The organism is Salinirubellus litoreus, from assembly GCF_037335815.1.
Lineage (GTDB): Archaea > Halobacteriota > Halobacteria > Halobacteriales > Haloarculaceae > Salinirubellus > Salinirubellus litoreus.
This window is the reverse complement of record NZ_CP147841.1, coordinates 2,756,492-2,775,396: the sequence shown is the minus strand read 5'-3', so window position 1 is coordinate 2,775,396 and position 18,905 is coordinate 2,756,492. Positions and strand designations below refer to the sequence as shown.

At 69.0% G+C, this 18,905-nt stretch carries 20 protein-coding genes; 13 read left to right on the top strand and 7 right to left on the bottom strand.

Features of this window, described 5'->3' with window-relative positions:
• Window positions 1–15 precede the first annotated feature (15 nt).
• Complete coding sequence (locus WDJ58_RS13855) at window positions 16–3,102, bottom strand: FAD-binding and (Fe-S)-binding domain-containing protein (RefSeq protein ID WP_338913856.1); 3,087 nt, start codon at window positions 3,100–3,102, stop codon at window positions 16–18.
• Window positions 3,103–3,223: 121 nt separating this feature from the next.
• On the opposite strand from WDJ58_RS13855, the gene WDJ58_RS13850 reads away from it, so the two are divergent.
• Window positions 3,224–3,712: a DUF5518 domain-containing protein gene (locus WDJ58_RS13850; RefSeq protein ID WP_338913855.1), complete on the top strand. Its 489-nt coding sequence runs from the start codon at window positions 3,224–3,226 to the stop codon at window positions 3,710–3,712.
• A 13-nt stretch (window positions 3,713–3,725) separates the two neighbouring features.
• On the opposite strand, the gene WDJ58_RS13845 is transcribed toward WDJ58_RS13850, so the two are convergent.
• The 3 genes from WDJ58_RS13845 to WDJ58_RS13835 all read right to left on the bottom strand — a co-directional run bounded on the left by WDJ58_RS13845 (window position 3,726) and on the right by WDJ58_RS13835 (window position 6,150).
• Entirely contained in the window at window positions 3,726–4,238 is a 513-nt protein-coding gene (locus WDJ58_RS13845) for a dihydrofolate reductase (RefSeq protein ID WP_380660892.1), read from the bottom strand.
• Between the two features lie 2 nt (window positions 4,239–4,240).
• Complete coding sequence (gene thyA, locus WDJ58_RS13840; RefSeq protein WP_338913853.1) at window positions 4,241–5,254, bottom strand: thymidylate synthase; 1,014 nt, start codon at window positions 5,252–5,254, stop codon at window positions 4,241–4,243.
• A gap of 125 nt (window positions 5,255–5,379) precedes the next feature.
• The gene (locus tag WDJ58_RS13835) at window positions 5,380–6,150 is read right to left on the bottom strand and encodes a DUF6498-containing protein (RefSeq protein ID WP_338913852.1); all 771 of its coding nucleotides are present in this window, start codon (window positions 6,148–6,150) and stop codon (window positions 5,380–5,382) included.
• A 311-nt stretch (window positions 6,151–6,461) separates the two neighbouring features.
• Here WDJ58_RS13835 and WDJ58_RS13830 point away from each other — a divergent pair, with 311 nt between their 5' ends.
• From WDJ58_RS13830 to WDJ58_RS13795, 8 genes are all read left to right on the top strand, one after another.
• Window positions 6,462–7,271, top strand: coding sequence for an aldo/keto reductase (locus tag WDJ58_RS13830; RefSeq protein ID WP_338913851.1), 810 nt, complete (start codon window positions 6,462–6,464; stop codon window positions 7,269–7,271).
• A 73-nt stretch (window positions 7,272–7,344) separates the two neighbouring features.
• Entirely contained in the window at window positions 7,345–8,034 is a 690-nt protein-coding gene (locus WDJ58_RS13825) for a cyclase family protein (protein WP_338913850.1), read from the top strand.
• A 25-nt stretch (window positions 8,035–8,059) separates the two neighbouring features.
• Window positions 8,060–8,395 carry a cupin domain-containing protein gene (locus WDJ58_RS13820; protein WP_338913849.1) on the top strand — a complete coding sequence of 112 codons (336 nt, stop codon included), beginning with the start codon at window positions 8,060–8,062 and terminating at the stop codon, window positions 8,393–8,395.
• A 140-nt stretch (window positions 8,396–8,535) separates the two neighbouring features.
• The gene (locus WDJ58_RS13815; protein ID WP_338913848.1) at window positions 8,536–9,414 is read left to right on the top strand and encodes a mechanosensitive ion channel family protein; all 879 of its coding nucleotides are present in this window, start codon (window positions 8,536–8,538) and stop codon (window positions 9,412–9,414) included.
• A gap of 206 nt (window positions 9,415–9,620) precedes the next feature.
• Window positions 9,621–9,845: a ribbon-helix-helix domain-containing protein gene (locus WDJ58_RS13810; protein WP_338913847.1), complete on the top strand. Its 225-nt coding sequence runs from the start codon at window positions 9,621–9,623 to the stop codon at window positions 9,843–9,845.
• Window positions 9,835–10,221, top strand: a complete 387-nt coding sequence (locus WDJ58_RS13805) for a PIN domain-containing protein (RefSeq protein ID WP_338913846.1) — start codon at window positions 9,835–9,837, stop codon at window positions 10,219–10,221. Before WDJ58_RS13810 ends, WDJ58_RS13805 begins: the two co-directional genes overlap by 11 nt.
• A gap of 239 nt (window positions 10,222–10,460) precedes the next feature.
• Window positions 10,461–11,258 (top strand): creatininase family protein, encoded by a 798-nt coding sequence (locus WDJ58_RS13800; protein ID WP_338913845.1) that lies wholly within the window; start codon window positions 10,461–10,463, stop codon window positions 11,256–11,258.
• Between the two features lie 69 nt (window positions 11,259–11,327).
• Window positions 11,328–11,930, top strand: coding sequence for an MBL fold metallo-hydrolase (locus WDJ58_RS13795; RefSeq protein WP_338913844.1), 603 nt, complete (start codon window positions 11,328–11,330; stop codon window positions 11,928–11,930).
• Between the two features lie 73 nt (window positions 11,931–12,003).
• Here WDJ58_RS13795 and WDJ58_RS13790 read toward each other — a convergent pair whose 3' ends face one another.
• On the bottom strand, window positions 12,004–12,600 hold the full coding sequence (locus WDJ58_RS13790) for an arsinothricin resistance N-acetyltransferase ArsN1 family B (RefSeq protein ID WP_338913843.1): 597 nt from the start codon (window positions 12,598–12,600) through the stop codon (window positions 12,004–12,006).
• Between the two features lie 100 nt (window positions 12,601–12,700).
• Between WDJ58_RS13790 and WDJ58_RS13785 the strand changes: the two genes are divergently transcribed.
• Window positions 12,701–14,503, top strand: coding sequence for an acyl-CoA dehydrogenase family protein (locus WDJ58_RS13785; RefSeq protein ID WP_338913842.1), 1,803 nt, complete (start codon window positions 12,701–12,703; stop codon window positions 14,501–14,503).
• A gap of 36 nt (window positions 14,504–14,539) precedes the next feature.
• On the opposite strand, the gene WDJ58_RS13780 is transcribed toward WDJ58_RS13785, so the two are convergent.
• Window positions 14,540–14,692, bottom strand: coding sequence for a hypothetical protein (locus WDJ58_RS13780; protein WP_338913841.1), 153 nt, complete (start codon window positions 14,690–14,692; stop codon window positions 14,540–14,542).
• A gap of 102 nt (window positions 14,693–14,794) precedes the next feature.
• Between WDJ58_RS13780 and WDJ58_RS13775 the strand changes: the two genes are divergently transcribed.
• From WDJ58_RS13775 to WDJ58_RS13765, 3 genes are read left to right on the top strand one after another with little or no spacing between them, the layout of a single operon-like run.
• Complete coding sequence (locus WDJ58_RS13775) at window positions 14,795–16,075, top strand: Single-stranded DNA binding protein (RefSeq protein WP_338913840.1); 1,281 nt, start codon at window positions 14,795–14,797, stop codon at window positions 16,073–16,075.
• Window positions 16,072–17,784 carry a hypothetical protein gene (locus tag WDJ58_RS13770; protein WP_338913839.1) on the top strand — a complete coding sequence of 571 codons (1,713 nt, stop codon included), beginning with the start codon at window positions 16,072–16,074 and terminating at the stop codon, window positions 17,782–17,784. The genes WDJ58_RS13775 and WDJ58_RS13770 overlap by 4 nt, the downstream gene beginning before the upstream one ends.
• A 4-nt stretch (window positions 17,785–17,788) precedes the next feature.
• Entirely contained in the window at window positions 17,789–18,544 is a 756-nt protein-coding gene (locus WDJ58_RS13765) for a metallophosphoesterase (RefSeq protein ID WP_338913838.1), read from the top strand.
• Here the strand turns inward: WDJ58_RS13765 and WDJ58_RS13760 are convergent, their stop codons facing one another.
• The gene (locus tag WDJ58_RS13760; protein WP_338913837.1) at window positions 18,545–18,802 is read right to left on the bottom strand and encodes a hypothetical protein; all 258 of its coding nucleotides are present in this window, start codon (window positions 18,800–18,802) and stop codon (window positions 18,545–18,547) included. It abuts the gene before it with no gap.
• Window positions 18,803–18,905: the final 103 nt, after the last annotated feature.

The window sequence follows — 18,905 nt, the reverse complement described above, 5'->3', positions numbered from 1 at the left end:
CACCGGGGGTCGGGGCTACCGCGGGAGCGCCTCGGCGAGTTTCTCGACGGGGTGTGGCGGCTTCTCGCTTCGTCCATCACGGTCGCCCAGTTGCGTCCGGCAGGACGCCCCCGGCGCGACGACCACGTCCCCGGGGCTTTCGTCGACCTGATCGTACAGCAGCGAGGCGACCGCCTTGCTCATCGAGTAGTGTTCGGCCTCGTAGCCGAAGCTCCCGGCCATCCCACAACAGGTCGAGTCGAGCGGGTCCACCTCGTAGCCCGCCCGCCGGAGCACCCCGACCGCGTGGTGGTCCTTCTTCGTCGCCTTCTGGTGACAGTGGCCGTGGTAGGTGAGTGACTCCAAGGATGACGACCACTCGACCTCCGCGTCGAGGCCGTGCCGGTCGAGGTACTCACAGACGCCGTAGGCGTACTCGGAGAACGTCTCGACGTCCGTACCGGACAGCAGATCGAGGTAGTCCTTCTGGAACATCACGGCGTCGGAGGGCTCGACGACGACGACGTCCCACCCCTCCTGGACGCGCGGGAGGAGGTCCTCGACGACCCGCTCGGCCCGGTCTCGCGCCGTGTCGAGAAAGCCCATCGAGTGGGCGGCCCGGCCCGAGGGCCCGGTATCCGGGACGTCGACGCGGACGCCCGCCGCTTCCAGCACCTCGACGGCGGCTTTCGCCACCTCCGGGGTGGTGTGGTCGTTGTACGTGTCCGGGAACAGGACCACCTTCCGCGTCGCCTCGCGCTCCGATACCTGCGGTCCGCGGGCCTCGAACCAGTCGGCGAACGTCTCGCGACGGAACGCGGGGAGGTCGCGTTCCTCGGCGATCCCGAGGGTCTTCTCGGCGAGCCACCCCGACCCCGGCAGGTCCTGGACCCAGTTCGAGACGGGCGCGAGCGCCGAACCCACGTCCGAGAGCAGGTGGACGTTGGCGAACACGCGGTCGCGGAGGCTCGCGCCAGAGCGCTCGTGGGCGGCGTGGGTGACCTCGGCCTTGAGCTTCGCCATGTCGACCTCGCTCGGGCAGTCGTTGGCACACCCCTTGCAGCCGATGCAGAGGTCCATCACCTCCGAGAGGAACTCCGGGTCCGTGGGGTCGTCGGGGAGGTCGCCGCTCATCGCCTGCCGGAGCATGTTCGCCCGGCCGCGGGTCGACTGGACCTCCTCCTCGGCCGCCCGGTACGTGGGACACATCACGCCGCCGGTGGTGTGCTGTGGGCCGCGACAGCCCCCACAGCCGTGGCAGAGCTCGACCATCCCCTGCATCCCGTTGTCGTTCTCCCAGTTCAGCGCCGGCTCGAACCCGGTTTCGAACTCGTAGTCGGGGTCGAACCGGAGGTGCTCGGTCATCGAGATGTCGCCACAGACCTGCCCGGGGTTGAGGATCCCCTGGGGGTCGTACGCCCGCTTCAGGTCGCGGAACAGCTCGAACACGTGGTCGCCGTAGAGCTTGCGGTTCCACTGGGTCCGCGCGCGGCCGTCGCCGTGCTCGCCCGAGACCGACCCACCGAGTTCGGCGACGAGGTCGGTCGCGCCATCGGCGATGGCCTCCATCTGCTCGACCCCCTCGACGGTCTTCGTGTTGACCAGGGGGCGGACGTGGAGACAGCCCGGCCCGGCGTGGGCGTAGAATGAGGCGAACGTGCCGTTCTCCTCCAGGACCTCCTGGAACCCGCGGACGTACTCGGGGAGGTTCTCGGGGGGGACCGCCGTGTCCTCGATGAACGAGATGTGCTTGGCGTCGCTCGTCCGCGAGAGCAGGATCGGGTTGCCGGACTTGCGGAGCTTCCAGAACCGGGCGCGCTCGTCGTCGTCGTGGGCCTCGGCGGCGAACGTCGATCCGACCGGCGCCCTCGTCTCGACCTCCTCGCCGGGGTCGGCGATGGTCTCGACATCCGGCGCGCGGTCGGCCAGCAGCCGCGCCACCTTCGTCCGGCCCTCCGCGTCGCTCTCGGCGTAGAACTCCACGAGCAGTACCGCGCCGGTCCCCTCGGGCACCGTCTCCTCGACGAGCTTGCCGAACTCGGAGGTGTCCCGGGCGAGTTCGAGCAGCACCTCGTCCATCACCTCGACAGCCGACGGCTCGTGTTCGAGGATCGGGCTCACGTCCTCCATTGCGGTCACGAGGTCGGGGTAGCCGAGCAGCGCGACCGACTTCGTCTCGGGGACGGGTTCGAGCGAGACCGTCGCCTCCGTGACCACTGCCAGGGTCCCCTCGCTCCCCGCGAGCAGACGGGCGAGGTTCACGACCCGGTGGTCGCGTCCGGCCTCGTCGTCACCCTCCGTGTCCATCCCGGGCTCCCCGGCCTCTTCGACGAGTCTGTCGAGGTTGTACCCCGAGACGTTTCGCTTGAGGTTCGGGTAGGCTTCCCGTATCGCCTCGCGCTCGTCGTCGAGGATTCTGACGACTTCGCTCGCGATAGCCGCCTCGATCCCCTCCCCGTCGGCCCGCTCGCGGAGCTCCCCGATCGTGACCTCGCCGAACTCCGTGACTGTCCCGTCGGCGAGGACGACCTCGCAGGACTCGATGTAGGCGTCGGTCTTGCCGTACTTCAGCGAGTGCGAGCCGGTTGAGTTGTTGCCGATAGCCCCGCCGATCACGGACTTGTCGCCCCAGGCGGGATCGGGCGCGAACTTCAGCCCGTCGTCGGCGAGCGCGCCGTTCAGGTCTCCCAGTCGAAGACCGGGCTGTGTGCGGGCGATCCGCTCGCCGGCGTCGAACTCGACGAGCCCGTCCATGTGCTGGGTGAAGTCCAGGACGACCGCCTCGTTGACCGTCTGACCGGCCAGCGACGTCCCGCCCCCTCGCGGGAGCACCGGAACGCCGTGGTCGGAACAGTACTCGACCGCTTCGGCCACGTCCCCGGTGTGCCGCGGGAAGACGACCCCGATGGGCGTCACCTCGTAGGCCGAGGCGTCGGTCGCGTACATCTGTCGCGTGTAGGTGTCGAAGCGGACCTCGCCGTCGAGCCGCCGGTTCAGCGCGGCCACCAGATCCGGTCGCTCGACCTCCTCCGAGACGTAGTCGTAGTCGGTCCGCGGGTCGGCCGCGGGATCCCGTTCCGTACCCGTCCCTGGGGGCGAATTCGCGCCCTCCTCTGTTGCCATGCCCGCGGCTACGGGGGTCCGGGATTAAAAACCGACTGCCGTCGGCGGCCCCACCCGCTTCTTCGCGGTCGGTCGTCCGGTCGCCCATGGGTATATCCATCCGTGCGACCACGGTGTCGTCATGGCCGAGCGTAGGACCACTTCCCCCGTCGAACCGGAGCGCGGACCGAGCCTCCTGATAAACGGGTTCCTCGGTGGCGTCGTCGCGGTGCTACTCGCGTTTCTCCCGTTCTCGACGGTGCTCGGCGGTGCCGTGGCCGGCTACCTTCAGGGGCCGGACCGCCGGGCAGGACTCCGTGCCGGCGCGCTCGCGGGTACGATCTCGCTCGTCCCGATGCTACTAATCGCGTTCCTCGTCACCGGATTCCTCGTCATCGTCCCCGCGACGCCCGGCGGTCCCGGATCCCGATTGCCCCTGTTCCTCGCGGTCGTCGTGCTCACCGGCCTCGCCGTGCTCGGGATCTACACGGTCGGCGGCGGCGCACTCGGCGGGTACGTCGGCTCGTACATCAAGGAGGACCGACTCCGAAACGCAGAGGCGACGGAGAGAGGGGGGCGGGAGTCGGAGACGCCGACGGAGACGGAGACGAGCGGCGAGAGGGAGACCTGAACCCCCTCACGACTCACGCCACTCGCTCGTACGTCACGAACGTCAGTTCGCCCTCCCGTTCCCTCGATACCGCCGACCACTCCGCCGCCGACCACTCGGGGAACCGGGTGTCACCGTCCGGTGACTCCGGTATCTCGGTGAGCAGGAGTCGGTCGGCGTACGGGAGGAACTGCTCGTAGACGGTCGCGCCGCCGGCGACGTACACCGTCCCGCCACCCGGGGCACCCCTCGCGGCCTCCAGCGCCGCCTCGACGCTCCCCGCCAGCACCGCACCCGCCGGGAGGTCGAGGTCTCGGGTCGAGAGGACGACGCTGGTCCGCCCGGGGAGCGGCTCGCCGATCTCGCCGACGATGCTCTCGTAGGTCCGCCGGCCGAGCACGACCGGGTGGCCCGTCGTCGCCTCCCTGAACCGGCGCAGGTCGGCGGGGTAGTGCCACGGCATCCCGCCCTCGTCGCCGATGACGCCGTTCTCCGCGACGGCCGCGATCAGGACTACCTCGACGGACCCGGAAGTGTCGTCCACCACGGTCACTCCGCGACGGCGAAGCCGATCCCGGGGGCGGGATCGTAGCCTCTCAACTGGATGTCCTCGTAGGTGAGTCCGTCGAGCGGTTCGTCCGAGACCTCGATTCGCGGTCGGGACCGCGGTTCGCGCGAGAGCTGGAGCAGGAGCCCGGGGACGTGGTCGTACCCCTCCTCATCCTCGGGTTCGTCGGGCGCGTGCTCGACCACCCAGTCACGCACGTCGAGGTACTCCCCGCGGGCCTCGACGGCGTCGAGTCGTCCCGAGAGTTCGTCGAGGTTGTCGGCGTACCACGCACCGCGCTCGCCCCGGCCGCAGTAGACGTGCGCGTCGACGACGGTGTGGGCGAACTCGCCGAGTTCGAACCCCGTCCGCTCGGCGACGACGTGCGCGAGCAGCGCGTACGCGGCGATGTTGAAGGGGATGCCGAGCGCGACGTCGCCCGAGCGCTGGGTGAGGTGGACGTTCAGGCGGTCGCCCTGGACGTTGAAGACGAAGGTGTAGTGACACGGCGGGAGCGTCGAGACGGCGGCGTTCGCGGGGTGCCAGGCGTTGACGACCATCCGTCGTGACTGTGGGTTCTCCCGGAGCGTGTCGAGGACGTACCCGATCTGGTCGAACGTCCGGCGGCCGTCCTCCTCGGTGACCCACCGATTCCCCTCCTCCGGCCAGGCCTCGCCCGCCAGGCGGTCGGCACCCTCGGGCACCGGGTAGCGCCGCCAGAACCGGCCGTAGGCGGTGTCGAGGTGGCCCTCCTCATCGGCCCAGGCGTCCCAGATACCGGTCTCCTCGCGCAGGTCGCGCACGTGTTCCTGTCCCGAGAGATACCAGAGGAACTCGTGGATCAGCGAGTCCCACCGGAACCCCGAGAGGTCCTTCGTGGTCAGGAGCGGGTAGCCCTCGGCGAGGTCGACGCGGTAGTGCTGGCCGAACGCCGCGACGGTGTCGACGCCCGTCCGGTTGGGCTTGTACGTCCCCGTCCGGAGGACCGAGTCGACGAGTGTCTGGTACTGTTGCATGGGTAGGTGGTGGTGGGTGGTCGGAGACCGATCGACGGTTCGGATCTACCAGCGAGTGACGAGGGCGAGGACATAAGGGCTGTCCTCGCGGTGGACGTGATCCCGGCGAACGGTCCCGCGACGGGTCAGGGCGAGACGGTCTCGGTGACCTCCGCCGATCGCCCCGCGGGCTTCTCCCGGTCGTGCTCGCGGAGGTGTGCCCGGGCGTCGAGCGCGGTCTTGACGAGGACCATCACCGCGAGCGCTCCGGCGGGCGTCCCGAGGAAGGAGACCGCGAACGCGCCGACGACGATCGTGAGATGCATCACGAGGACGCGGTCGTAGGGGGCGTACATCCGGCCGCCGGGCGAGACGTGCTTCCACTCGCCGTCGTCGAGGTAGTTTCGTCTGTACGAGACGCCGTGGCTGACGGCCGCCGCGCCGGCCCCGAGGACCAGCGTCGGGAGTTCAGCGAGGCCGAGGATCCCGGCCCCGTCGGCGAACAGCGGGAGCAGTCCGACGAACAGCCCGTGGACGGCCCAGAACAGGCCGTAGTGGCCGAGGAAGAACCGCGCGACCGCACGGTTTTCGGGGCGACGGGTGGGTGCGTCCGGGATCTCGTCCGGCGCGTCGGGAAGCGTGACCGTCCGCCCGTTCGACTTGAGCCGCTTTGCCGCCGATCTGGTCTCGTCGGTTTCGGTACCGTGGGCGTAGAGGATCTTCGGGACGTTGAACGCCCCCACGACGCCGCTCTCGAGCCAGTAGACCAGCAGGAGTCCCTGCATCGACCAGCCCAGCAGGAGGACGCCGAGGAGGGGAACCGAGTTCGCGGCGACCAGCGCGACCAGCGCGGCCCGCCGCGAGCGTGCGAGTCGCGGCAGCAGTCCTCCGATTCCCCCGACCCCGTCCGTGGCCATCGGTCGAGGTGCGTCGCTCGGTCACATCAAGCTTGTGCGCGGGTCGTACGCAGTATTCCGGGCGGGGACATCGGGTGGGACTGAAAGGGGGGGCTTTCGAGGTGTTCCAGCCAGTACCGCAGTAGTGCCCGAGAGCACCTCGAAAGCCCCTGGGTTCTCGGCGGCTGTGACTCGCTGCGCTCCTCGCTCCCGCCGGTCGCTGCGGTACTTGCGTCGTCTCGCTCGCCGAGAACCCGGCCACTTGGATTCCACTCGATGGCTCGGCTCACCCGCCACCGAAGGTTAAACTCCCGGCGGCCCTCGGCACCGGCATGTCCGGCGAGATGCCCCGACTCGGCCTCGGGACCTACCAGCAGACCGACCGCGAGACGTGCACCGAGAGCGTGCGGCGCGCGCTCGACGCGGGCTATCGCCACGTCGACACCGCCCAGAGCTACGGCAACGAGACGTACGTCGGCGAGGGACTCGAACGGGCCGACGTCGACCGCGAGGAGGTGTTCCTCGCGACCAAACTCGGCACGGACAACCTCGCGTACGAGGACGTGATCGAGACGACGGAGGAGAGCCTCGACCGGCTGGGCGTCGAGCGGGTCGACCTGATGTACGTCCACTGGCCGCTCGACACCTACGACCCCGAGGAGACGCTCCCGGCGCTCGACGAGATACGCGAGCGCGGCCTGACGAGACACGTCGGGGTCTCGAACTTCGAGCCCCGGCAGCTCGAGGAGACCCGTGACGTGATGGACTCGCCGCTGTTCGCCAATCAGGTCGAGTGCCACGCGATGCTCCACCAGGACGATCTCCTCGCGGACGCCCGCGAACACGACTACTGGCTGGTCGCCTACTCGCCGCTGGCGAGGGGCAGGATATTCGACCATCCCGTCGTCGCCGAGGTAGCCGATGAGCACGACGCGACGCCCGCACAGGTCTGTCTCGCCTGGCTGCTCGCCCGCGAGAACGTCGCGGCCATCCCGAAGGCCACGGGCGAACACGTCGAGGAGAACTTCCGCGCGACGGATATCGACCTCGACGCGTCCGACGTCGAGCGCATCGACGCCATCGAGGAGGAGCGTCGCGTGGTCGACTTCGACGCCGCGCCCTGGTACGCGAGCGGCGACTGACCGGGGCCGACAGGCTTCGCTCCGACATCCGCCGGGAACCAGAGCTTTGTCCGGGTGGTGAGTACCGAGTCGAATGGACGCCACGGATCCCGCGGGCCCCGCGAACCCGGACGAGTGGACGGACCTCACCCGGCCGTTCGACGCGGACGCCGAACACTCGCTCGCCCTTTCCGACCCCTCCGTCGAGACGCTCGGCGACGTCGAGTCCGACGGCGCGAACGTCCAGCGGGTCGCGTTCCCGACGCACTCGGGGACACACGTCGACGCGCCGCTACACGTCCTCGCCGGCGGAGGGACCATCGACGAGACGCCGCTCTCGCGGCTCGTCACCGAGGGCGCGGTCGTCGGCGTCGAGACCGAGGAGATCCGTCCGGTCGACGTCGACGACCTGTACGGGTTCGATCGGATCGGGGCGGGTGACGCGGCGCTGTTCTCGTTCGGCTGGGCGAGGTGGGCAGGGACGAACCGCTACCACCGGTACCCCTGGTTATCGACCGACCTCGCCGACCGACTGGTCGAGCGGGGAGTCGCGCTCGTGGGGATGGACACGCTCTCGCCCGACCAGCCCCGGACGCTCCGCGGCGACGACGATCCCTACCCGATCCACCGTCGACTCCTCGGCGCGGGGATCCCGGTCGCCGAGAACCTCGGCGAACTCGGGGAGTTCGTCGGCGATCGCGTCGAGGTGATCTGTCTGCCCCTGAAGCTACGGGGCGGGGACGGCGCGCCGGCCAGGGTCGTCGTCCGTCGGCTCGGGGATTGATGATCGTGCGGACCGGGGATCGGGTATGGGCTACACGAAGGCCTCGACCGCGGACGTGGACTCGCTCATCGACGGGGAGTACGGCGGGATGTGGATGCTCAGGGACGCGCTCGACTGCGAGAACCTGGGAATCAGCCTCATCGAACTCGAACCGGACGCGAAGGGCAAGCCACACGACCACGCCGAGGACGGACAGGAGGAGGTCTACCTCGGCGTCGACGGTGAACTCGACGTGGAGCTCGGCGAGGAGACGGTGACGCTCGGATCCGGCGAGGCCGTCCGCGTCTCGCCGGATCAGCGCCGTCAGCTCGTCAACCGGGGCGGCGAACGGGTACGGGCGGTGCTCGTCGGCGCGACCTGATACGGACGGTCGTAACGATTCACCGGTGCTCGCCCGGAGGGGGTCGGCGGTCACCGGTAAAGGACTACAACCGTCCGTACGAATCGGTGCGCGTCGGGCCGTTCCCGGCCGCTTTTGTGCCCGACGCGCCCACCCGACGTATGCTCGTTCCCGGACAGCTGGACCCGCCTGCGGGCTGGTCAGAGGCCCTCGAACCGTACGAACCGCTCGTCGTCGACGTCGCCGTCTTCACGCTTGCCACGGCCGCTGTCTACCTCCTCGGCCGTCTGGTAGTCGTCCCGGTCGTCCTCCGGATCGTCGAGTCGCGCAACACCAACAACCCGACGCTCGTGAGCGCGACCGACACCTACCTCACCGTCGCGTTCGCGGGGTTCGCGGTACTCGTCGGGCTCGTCGCGGCCGGACAGGGTGGGTTCCTCACGAACACCGACTCGGCCATCCTCGTCGCCGCGCTCACGTTCGTCTTCGGCGTCGCCGGCCAGGAGGTGCTGGGTTCGCTCATCTCGGGGCTGTTCCTCGTTTCGGATCCCGACTTCAACGTCGGCGACTGGATCTCCTGGCCCGGCGGCCAGGGGACCGTCGAGGCGGTCGACTTCCGCGTCACCCGCATCCGGACGGCCGACAACGAGACGCTCACCGTCCCGAACACCGAGCTGACGACGAACGCGCTCACCCGCCCGTTCGGTCGGGAGACCTACCGGATCACCGAGCAGGCGTACGTCTCCTACGCCGAGGACACCGAGCGGGCGCTGTACGAACTCCGCGAGGTCGCCGCCAACGGCGACCGGACGCTCGACGAGCCCGCGCCGACTTCACGGATCATGGACCTCGGCCCGGACTCGATCACCGTCGAGGCGGAGTTCTGGATCGACCCCTCGGAGGGGGGCATCGTCGACGTCAAGTCGAACTTCCGCCGCCGGCTGAAACGCCGGTTCGAGGACGCCGACCTGACGCTCGCGCCGCCGTCCGGACGGGAACTGTCGGGATCGGTCGCGGTCGAAGGACAGGCTGCGGAGTGAACGACGATCGGCGAACGGGTGCCGATAGCCACATGGCCGACTCCGTTGAAGCGCTCAGCATCTGATAGAACCGACGTGCTGTATACAGAGGGTGTATCGGTCACGTGTTCCGTGGCCTGGCTGTTTGCGAGGGCTTCCGTCCGGTCGGGAGGATACCGTTTCGATCGCCGGAAATGTTTATACAATCGTATAGACTACGTGGAGGTATGAGCAGCGACCGACAGTCTGTTCCGGTCTCCCTCCCCTCGGAGCTCGTTGAACGTCTCGACAGGCTCGTCAAGGACGGCGTCTTCGGGTCGCGGTCGGAGGCGCTCCGATACGGTGCTCGACTCGTCGTTCGCGAAGAGCATCTGGAACGCCTCCACGAACAGGCGGACAGCGAAGCGCGGAAGGACGTCGAAGAGCGACTAGACCGAAAACGTGTATCTTGACCTCGACGTCATCCTCGCGGAGCTGAAAGCCGATGACTGGCTAGCGAGTGACGTCGATATCGCTTCTATTGAGGAACCGAAGACGTCGGTCGCGACGGGCATCGAACTCCAGTACGTGATGGAAGACGAGTGGGATCGCGATCGCGTCGTCCGGGCGCATCAAGAGATCACTGGTAAAGACATCGAGCTGGTACCGCTGACCAGTGACGCACTGGACGCTGCTGCCGATCTCCGATCACAGTACGAAGCTCTGAACGTATTCGATGGAGTACATCTTGGCAGCGCGGCTGTCCTCGACGAGCCGATCGTCTCAACGGACACCCTGTTTCCCGAGATTCCCGAAGTCGAGCATATCGATCCCCTCGATCTCGAATAGGTCGAGGCGGGTCGTGCAAAAAGAACCTTTTCTTGTTCGGTACTGATGTCCCGTCACTCCCCACGATAGGTTGAAATATAGTTGATAATTAATCAGTGCAACTACCAACTCGTCCGGACTACGCCTCAACAAGATATGCACAGTGTATTCAGCACGCCCGACAGAACCGATCCCCCTCCGGAGAAGTTCAACCGAGCCGGGAGCCACACGGTTTTGTCACCGGGGGGTGTTCGGCGGGTATGGAACTCGCAGACGAGGCGTGGCCCGACGTTGGCCCCCACCTCGATGAGTCCTCGGTCGCGCTCGTCCCGCTGGGCTCGACCGAACAGCACGGCCCGCACCTCCCCGAAGGGACCGACCACATGATCGCCCAAGGGCTCGCCCGCGCGGCCGCCGAGCGCGGCGACTACCTCTGTACCCCGACCGTCACGATCGGCGTCTCGCCACACCACCGGCAGTTCCCCGGCACGATGTGGGTCGATCCGCCCGTCTTCAGGGACTACGTCGAGTCGTTCACGCGGAACCTCGCCTATCACGGTATCGACCGCGTCGTCTACGTCAACGCCCACGGCGGCAACGTCCAGCACCTCCGGGAGGTGGGTCGGCGGCTCAACGCCGACGAGACCGCGTTCGCGATCGAGTGGATGTGGGACGAGTCCATCCCCGACCTGGTGAACTCGATCTTCGAGCACAACGGCCCGCACGGGGGGCCGAAGGAGACGGCGATGATCATGCACCTCCACCCCGAACTGGTCCACGACGATAGACTGGAATCCGCCAGGGACGGCGGCGTCGTCGACATCGAGGCGTGGCGGGAGGAGGGGGACGGCTACGTCCACGGCTCGCGGACCTTCTACGACGCGGTCCAGAACTCGTCCAACGGAGTGTTCGGCGACCAGACCGGCGCGACCCCCGAGAAGGGTGCGGAGCTGTTCGAGGCCGCGACCGAACAGCTGGTGTCGCTCTGTGACTGGATGGTCGACACCCCCATCGAGGCGCTCATGCCACAGCCGCGGGTCACCGAGTACCGGGACTGACTTCGGAACCGTCCGGACCGACCAGGGCCCTCCGACACGCCCAAACATCCCGACGACGAACGGAGGGGTGTGGTAACCAATCTCGCCCAGGGCAAGCAGGTCTTCACGAGCAACGCGTTCCTCGTCGCCCCCGACGTTCCCGACGACGCGGACGGTCGGACGGTGGTCGTCGACCCCGGCAACGAGTTCGACGCGGTCGCCGAGATCCGCGAGCGCGTCTCCGACGTGGACGCGGTCGTTCTCACGCACACCCACTCGGACCACGTGGGGAACGTTTCGGCGGTGAGCGAGGCGTTCGACGCCGACGTCTGGGGGTTCGACCCCGACCACGAACTCGTCGATCACGCCATCGCGGACGACGATCTCGTCGAGATGGGCGGCTACGACTACCTCGCGGTCCACACGCCCGGTCACAAGGACGACCATCTCTGCTTCTACGCCCGCGATTCCGGGGTGCTGTTCGCGGGCGACCTCGTGTTCGCCAACGGCTCGTTCGGTCGGACGGACCTCGCGGAGGGCGACCGCGAGAGGCTGATCGCCAGCATCGACCGGCTCCTCGACCTCCTCGACGGGGACCTCCGGGAGATGCACACCGGCCACGGCCCGTCGGTCACCCGCGAACCCCGACGACACGTCGAGGCCGCCGCGGAGGCCGCGCGGTCGATGCCGTAGCGGGTGCGCTCGACCCGCGAGTGTCGGACGAAACCGCCGATCGGTTCCCGGTCACGGGGTCACGGGCAGGCGCTCACAGGTCGATCGAGGGCTCGCCCGAGCGAAGCGCCTCCTCGAACCGTTCGTTATCCCGGAGTTCTCCGAGAGGCGTCGGCGGCGACGGCGAGTCGTCGTGGTCCCCCAGCGACAGTTCCCAGTGGCCGACGTCGCGCCACTCGCCGAGCTTGTACCCGACCCGCCGGTAGACGCCGACGCGCTCGAACCCGAACGCCTCGTGTAGCCGGACGCTCGCCTCGTTCGGGAGCGCGATCACCGCGTAGGCGTTCCGGAACCCCTGCAGCCGGAGGACGGCGAGGAGCGACTCGTAGAGCCCCCGGGCGACGCCCTTCCGACGGTGACGCTCGTCGACGTAGACGGAGACGTCGACCGACCACCGGTAGGACGGACGGTCGCTGTGCGGACTGGCGTAGGCGTAGCCCGCGACCCCACCCTCCTGCTCGCAGACCAGCCACGGCAGTCGGTCGGCAGTCTCACGAACCCGTCGTGTCATCCCCTCGGCGGTCGGCGGCTCCGTCTCGAACGAGACGTGCGTCCCCTCGACGACCGGCGCGTAGATCGCGGCGAGCTCGCGGCCGTCGGCCCCGGTCGCCGGGCGGACCGTCGGTGTCATGCCGGTGGTGACCGGCCTCCGACCGTAAAGGCTGGCTCGCCGGACCCGGATCGCCACCGCCCACCCCGTCGCTTATCACGGTCGTTCACGAACGCCGGGTATGCCCTCCAGCCCGAATCCCGACGGCGAACCCATCGACTACGGCCGGTTCGACCGCGGTCGCGGCGACGACCTGAACTACTGGACGCTCGACCCGACCCTCCGGTTCGAGGCCCGGCGGGTCTACCCCGACGACGAGTTCGAGTGGGCCAGCGGGTTACTCGAGAAGTTCGGGGACAGCGTCGCCGGCCCCATCGCCGAGAACGCCGAGGAGATCGACCGACAGGGGATGGGCCTCGACACCTACGACCGGGACGGCGAGGTGGCCAACCGGGTCCGCTATCCGGCCGAACTGGAGGAGACGGAACGGCTCACCTACGAGGAGTTCGGGCTGACTCACGACCCGTTCCACGCACCGCCAGGGAGGGAAAAGCCGGTGAGCCTCGCTCACCCGCTGACGATGCAGGCGCTGCTCTCGTACAACGACGCCGGGTTCGTCTGCCCGGCGTCGATGACCGTCGGCGCAGCCCTGGTACTGGAGAAGTTCGACGACGGCGAGAACGGCGAGACGTTCCGACGTCTCACCTCGCGCGACCACGACGAGCATATCGAGGGGGCGATGTTCCTCACCGAGAAGCAGGGCGGGAGCGACGTCGGGGCGAACGAGACTCGCGCCGAACCCCGGGAGGACGGGACGTACGAACTCCACGGCGAGAAGTGGTTCTGCTCGAACGTCGACGCGGAGGGGGCGCTCGCGCTCGCCAGAACGCCCGACGCGCCGGAAGGAACGAGAGGACTCTCCCTGTTCGTCGTCCCGTACACGAACGAGGACGGCGAGCCGAACGATCTCGTGATCAGGCGGCTGAAGGACAAACTCGGGACCATCGCCGTCCCGACGGGCGAGATCGTCTTCGAGGGTGCCCGGGCGAGGCTCGTCGGCGAGGAGGAGCGCGGCTTCCGGTACGTGACCGAGATGCTCAACTACGAGCGCCTGACGAACGCGACGGGCGCGGTGGGGATCGTGGGTCGGTCGCTACTGGAGGCGAAGATCCACGCCGCCAATCGCGAAGCGTTCGGCGGGACCATCCAGGAGTACCCGCTGATGAAGCGCGACCTCGTGGAGATGACGGTCGACTACGAGGCCGCGGCGGCGTTCTCCTTCGAGGCGATGAGACACTACGTCGAGCGCGAGCGACGGGGGGCGGGCGCTGGCGACGGCTCCGACGCCTACCGGCTGATGCGCCTGCTGGTCCCGGTGGCGAAGTATAAAACGGCGAGAATGGCCGTCGACACCGCGTCCTACGCGATGGAGGTGCTCGGCGGGAACGGCTACGTCCGCGGGTTCACCGTCGAACGGCTCTACCGCGACGCGCAGGTGCTCCCCATCTGGGAGGGAACCTCGAACATCCTCTCGCTCGACGTGCTCCGGGCGCTCTCCAGGGAGGCCGCCCACGAGGCGCTGATCCCGCGCGTCCGGGAGTTGCTCGACGTCGAACACCCGTTCGTGGCGTCGGTCGCCGAGAGCGTCGAGGAGCGGTTCGTCGAGCTACAGGAGGCGCTGACGACGCTCGCGACCGAGGACGAGGAGTACGCCCAGTACCACGCCAAGCGCCTCGCGGACCTGCTGTTCGACGTGGTGACCGCATCGGTGCTGGTGCACGAGGCGCAGTGGGCCATCGCCGAGGACGGCGGCGGGCGGAAGGCGCTCGTCGCCGAGGCGTTCGTCCGTTCGCGGTTCGGCGAGAACGAGGCCTACGGAGTGACGAGCGGCGACCGTACGGGAATAGAACGGTTCGACGCCATCGCCCGCTACGCGAGCGTCGATCCCGCATCGCTCGTCGAGGCGGCACCCGCGGACGACTGACGCCGACTGTCGGTCGTCGTGAGTGTCCGGCCCCGACTATCCGCCGCGGCGCCTGTAGTCCCTGAACGTCATCGCCGCGCCGTCGACGATGACGGTGGTGTCCTCCTCGTGATCGGCTCCCCCCTCGGGGTCGGTCAGACCGCCGTCGGTCTCCACGCCGAAGTCGTACAGTGTGCCATGAATTGGCATACCACGATATGGGAACTGCCGGGGCATAAGCTTTCGTCAGACATCGACCGTCGCGGGGCTCCCACGAACTACTTTTATCGAGGACCACCCTACCCCTTCACGATGAGTCTCGAAGACCGTGCCGAGGAGCTCGCCTCCGACCTCGGCGCAGACAAAGCGGAGGTTCGATCGGCGCTCGAGAACCTGGTCTCGTACAGCGTCCCGCTGGACGAGGCGGTCCAGAGCGTCAGGCGGAAGTACGGCGACGACGGCGGCGGCCCGGCGGACCCGACCGAGGCCGACATCGCCGACGTGACGCCCGACGGCGGGAACGTCACCGTCACCGGGACGGTCCTGTCGTCGGGGAAGCGCTCGATATACATCGACGGCGACCTCCGGGTCATCCGCGAGGGGGAGCTCGCCGACTCGACGGGGAAGATCATCTTCACCGACTGGGCCGACGCCGAGCTCTCGCCGGGCGATACGGTCACCCTCGGAAACGCCGGCGTCCGGGAGTTCATGGGTCGTACCCAGCTGAACATCAACGAGTCGACGACCGTCGCGTTCCGGGAGGAGACACCGGAAATCCCCTACGAGGTCGGTGGCGCGACCGAACTCCGCGACCTCCGGGCGGGCGACGGGGCGATAACCGTCGAGGTGCGGGTCATCGAGGCCGAGACCCGCGAGGTCTCCGCGAGGGAGGGCGAGCAGAAGGAGATACTGAGCGGTGTGGTCTCGGACGGTTCTACCAGGCTACCGTTCACCGACTGGGAGCCCGACGACCACGCGGCGATGGCCGAGGACGCCTCGGTCCGCATCGAGAACGCCCACGTCAAGGAGTTTCGCGGGGTGCCGCAGGTCACACTGGGCGAGTACACGACGGTCGAGCCGCTCGACCGGGAGATCGCCCCGGGCGACGAGGCCCCGCGGATGAGCGTCGGCGAGGCCGTCTCCAGCGGTGGGGTGTTCGACGTCGAGCTCGTCGGATCGGTGCTCGACGTGCGCGAGGGCTCCGGGCTGATCCAGCGCTGTCCGGAGTGCGGGCGCATCGTCCAGAAGGGCCAGTGCCGGTCTCACGGCGCCGTCGATGGGGTCGACGACCTCCGGACGAAGGCCATCCTCGACGACGGGACGGGGACGGCCACGGTGGTACTGGACGACGAACTCACCAGCGAGGTCTACGGCGGGACCCTCGAGGACGCCCTGGAGGACGCCCGTGACGCGATGGACCAGGAGGTCGTCGCCGAGCGGATCCGCGAGCGCATCGTCGGCGAGGAGTTCAGAGTACGGGGAGACCTCTCGGTCGACGACTACGGCGCGAACGTCGACGCGACCGAGTTCGAGCGGGTCGACGACGATCCATCTGAACGGGCCCGCGACCTGCTCGCGGAGGTGGGCGGATGAGCGCCGATTCCGATCCCGGAAACCGCGAGGTCGCCTACCGGGTGTTCGCCGCGGAGTTCGAGGACTCGACGGTATCCCACTCCGAGAGCGACGAGGAGCGCGCGCCGAACTACGTGATAACGCCCACCGGCGGGCGGGTCAACCGCGTGTTCCTGGTGGGCGTGCTCACCGAGGTCGAGCGCGTGGGCGGCGAGCAGTTGCGTGCCCGCGTGGTCGACCCGACGGGCGCGTTCGTGGCCTACGCCGGGCAGTACCAGCCCGACGAACTCGCCTTCCTCGACCGCGTCGATCCGCCGGCGTTCCTCGCCATCACCGGCAAGGCTCGAACGTTCTCGCCGGAGGACTCGGATCGGGTGTACACGAGCGTCAGGCCCGAATCCATCAGCGAGGTGGACGCCGAGACGCGCGACAGATGGGTCGTCAGCACCGCAGAGCAGACGCTCGACCGCGTCTCGACGATGGCGAGTGCGCTCGACTCCGGGCTCCGTGGCGAGGAACTCCGCGACCGGCTGGCCGACGCGGGAGTCGGCCCGGGGCCCGCCTCGGGGACGAGCCTCGCCGCCGAGCACTACGGAACCACCTCGGCGTACCTGCAGGCTCTCCGGGGGACCGCCATCGACGCCCTCCGTGTCGTCGCTGGCGAGCGCGACGAGGTCGGCCGGCTGGACCTCGCCCCGGACGAGGGCAGCACCGAGAGCACCGTCCTCGCCGGTCTCGCGGGGCTCGACCTCGGTTCCTCGGCGGATCCGAGCGTCACTGCGGAGGAACCGGCCGCCGCGACGGGCACCGACGCGGAGCCGACCGAACCGACCGCGTCGACCGAGCCCGAAGGGACGGACGTCAGCGCCAGCGCCGGTAGCGAACCCGAAGCCGAAACGGAGGCGAGAACGGAGTCGGAGCCCGTCGAGACCACGACCGAAGCAGAACCCGAACCGGAACCCGAACGAGGGACGGCCGCCGCGACGGTCGAGTCGGGGACCGAAACCGGCTCGGAGGCGAGCGGTTCTGACGGGGCGGCTACCGGTTCCAGCGAGGCGGACACCGGTGCCACCGAGCCGAGCACTACTCCCGGCTCCGAGCCCGAGTCGGTCGGAACCGAGGGATCCGACGAACCCGACGAGCCCCCGGCCGACGACGAGGAGTTCGAGGACTTCGAGCCCGGCGAGTTCGATATCCCCGAGGAGGAGCGCGAGGAGATCGAAGCCGAGTTCGGGACCGACTTCGAGACGGCCGGCGAGGTGGGCCCGGCCGGCGAGGCGGACATCGAAACCCCGGATCCAACGCAGGAAGAGGAACCGGAGTCGGAGGGAGCCCCGACCGCCGACGATGGGACGACTGCGGCGGCCGACGCCGAACACGAGCCGCCGTCCGAGTCGACCGCGGCGTCGACGACGGGAACCGCCGGGGCGACGGAACAGTCCTCGGCCGGGACCGAGCCCGAACCGGAACCCGAATCGGAGACGGCGGCGACCGAGGACGGGAGCGAGACCGACGACGACATCGACGCCGAGGACGTCGACGTCGACGAGGCGACCGTCGGGGCTATCGCCGAACTCGACGACGGCGACGGCGCGGATCGCGATGCAGTGATCTCGACGGTCGTCGATCGTCACGGGGTCGACCCCGAGGCCGTCGACGAGGCGATCGAGAACGCGATGATGAGCGGGCGGGCCTACGAGCCGAGCGACGGCAACCTGAAGGCTATCTGACCCCGTGACCGTCGAACCGGTCCCGGACGAGCCCGCGGCGGTCGCCGACTGCGGCGAGGAGCGGGCGCTGGTGCTCGCGGACTACCACGCGGGGCTCGAAACCGCGCTCCGGCGCGACGGCGTCGAGGTGCGTTCGCGGGCGGCCGACCGGCGTGAGCGCACGCGACGGCTCCTCGTTCGAACGGAGGCGGACCGCGTGGTGTTCCTGGGCGACCTCGCCAACGCCATCGGGAGCCCCGGGCGCGAGGAGCGCGAGGAGCTCGGGGACCTGCTCTCGGCGCTGACCGCGCGGGTCCCCGTCACGGTCGTGAAGGGCAACCACGACGGCGGGGTCGAGGAGGTGGTCGACGACCTCGGCGTCGATGACGTGACGGTCGCCGACGGCCCCGGGATGCGGATCGGGACCGTCGGGTTCGCGCACGGGCACACGTGGCCCTCCCGGGAGGTGCTCTCGGCGGGGACCGTCTGCGTCGCCCACGAGCACCCCGCCGTCCGGCTGGAGGACGAGGTCGGCGGTCGGCGGGTCGAGCGGGCGTGGCTCCGAGGACGGCTCGATCCCGCGCCGTTCGTCGAACACCACGGCGAGGTGGAGATCGACGGCGACCTCGTCGTCTTCCCCGCGTTCAACGAACTCACCGGCGGGACGTGGATCAACGTCTCGGGACAGGGGTTCCTCTCGCCGTTCCTCCCCGAGGGCCTCGCCGACGGGGAGGCGTACCTCCTCGACGGCACCCGACTGGGGGACTACCGCCGCGTGTGATCAGGACAGGACGAGACCGGCGAACAGGAGGACGACGGCGAGGACGGCCGCGTAGAGCAAGGGACCGGGGCGTTCCGGACCGCCGGCCCGCTCCGGGAACGCGACCCCGAACCCTCCGACCGCGACCAGGACCGCCGCGGCGAGCGTCGTCGTGACCGACTGAATTCCAGTCCCTTCGAGGAGGGTCGGCGCGAACTGGACGAACTGGAGGAGGCCGGCGAGCGCGAGACACGTCCAGAACACCCGTCGGTAGTCCACGTCCGACGATCGGGGGCCGGGGAAAAAAGTGGAGCGAACCGCTCCGGGTCGGGACCGGGTGTGTCAAACGGCCCCTTGATCCATCCGGACGTTTAGGGTACGC

Bases quoted from the DNA above. Each gene is read 5' to 3' on its own strand.
- WDJ58_RS13855 (WP_338913856.1), bottom strand. From the start codon at position 3,102: ATGGCAACAGAGGAGGGCGCGAATTCGCCCCCAGGGACGGGTACGGAA.
- WDJ58_RS13850 (WP_338913855.1), top strand. From the start codon at position 3,224: ATGGCCGAGCGTAGGACCACTTCCCCCGTCGAACCGGAGCGCGGACCG.
- thyA (WP_338913853.1), bottom strand. From the start codon at position 5,254: ATGCAACAGTACCAGACACTCGTCGACTCGGTCCTCCGGACGGGGACG.
- WDJ58_RS13835 (WP_338913852.1), bottom strand. From the start codon at position 6,150: ATGGCCACGGACGGGGTCGGGGGAATCGGAGGACTGCTGCCGCGACTC.
- WDJ58_RS13830 (WP_338913851.1), top strand. From the start codon at position 6,462: ATGTCCGGCGAGATGCCCCGACTCGGCCTCGGGACCTACCAGCAGACC.
- WDJ58_RS13825 (WP_338913850.1), top strand. From the start codon at position 7,345: ATGGACGCCACGGATCCCGCGGGCCCCGCGAACCCGGACGAGTGGACG.
- WDJ58_RS13820 (WP_338913849.1), top strand. From the start codon at position 8,060: ATGGGCTACACGAAGGCCTCGACCGCGGACGTGGACTCGCTCATCGAC.
- WDJ58_RS13815 (WP_338913848.1), top strand. From the start codon at position 8,536: ATGCTCGTTCCCGGACAGCTGGACCCGCCTGCGGGCTGGTCAGAGGCC.
- WDJ58_RS13810 (WP_338913847.1), top strand. From the start codon at position 9,621: ATGAGCAGCGACCGACAGTCTGTTCCGGTCTCCCTCCCCTCGGAGCTC.
- WDJ58_RS13800 (WP_338913845.1), top strand. From the start codon at position 10,461: ATGGAACTCGCAGACGAGGCGTGGCCCGACGTTGGCCCCCACCTCGAT.
- WDJ58_RS13790 (WP_338913843.1), bottom strand. From the start codon at position 12,600: ATGACACCGACGGTCCGCCCGGCGACCGGGGCCGACGGCCGCGAGCTC.
- WDJ58_RS13785 (WP_338913842.1), top strand. From the start codon at position 12,701: ATGCCCTCCAGCCCGAATCCCGACGGCGAACCCATCGACTACGGCCGG.
- WDJ58_RS13780 (WP_338913841.1), bottom strand. From the start codon at position 14,692: ATGCCAATTCATGGCACACTGTACGACTTCGGCGTGGAGACCGACGGC.
- WDJ58_RS13775 (WP_338913840.1), top strand. From the start codon at position 14,795: ATGAGTCTCGAAGACCGTGCCGAGGAGCTCGCCTCCGACCTCGGCGCA.
- WDJ58_RS13770 (WP_338913839.1), top strand. From the start codon at position 16,072: ATGAGCGCCGATTCCGATCCCGGAAACCGCGAGGTCGCCTACCGGGTG.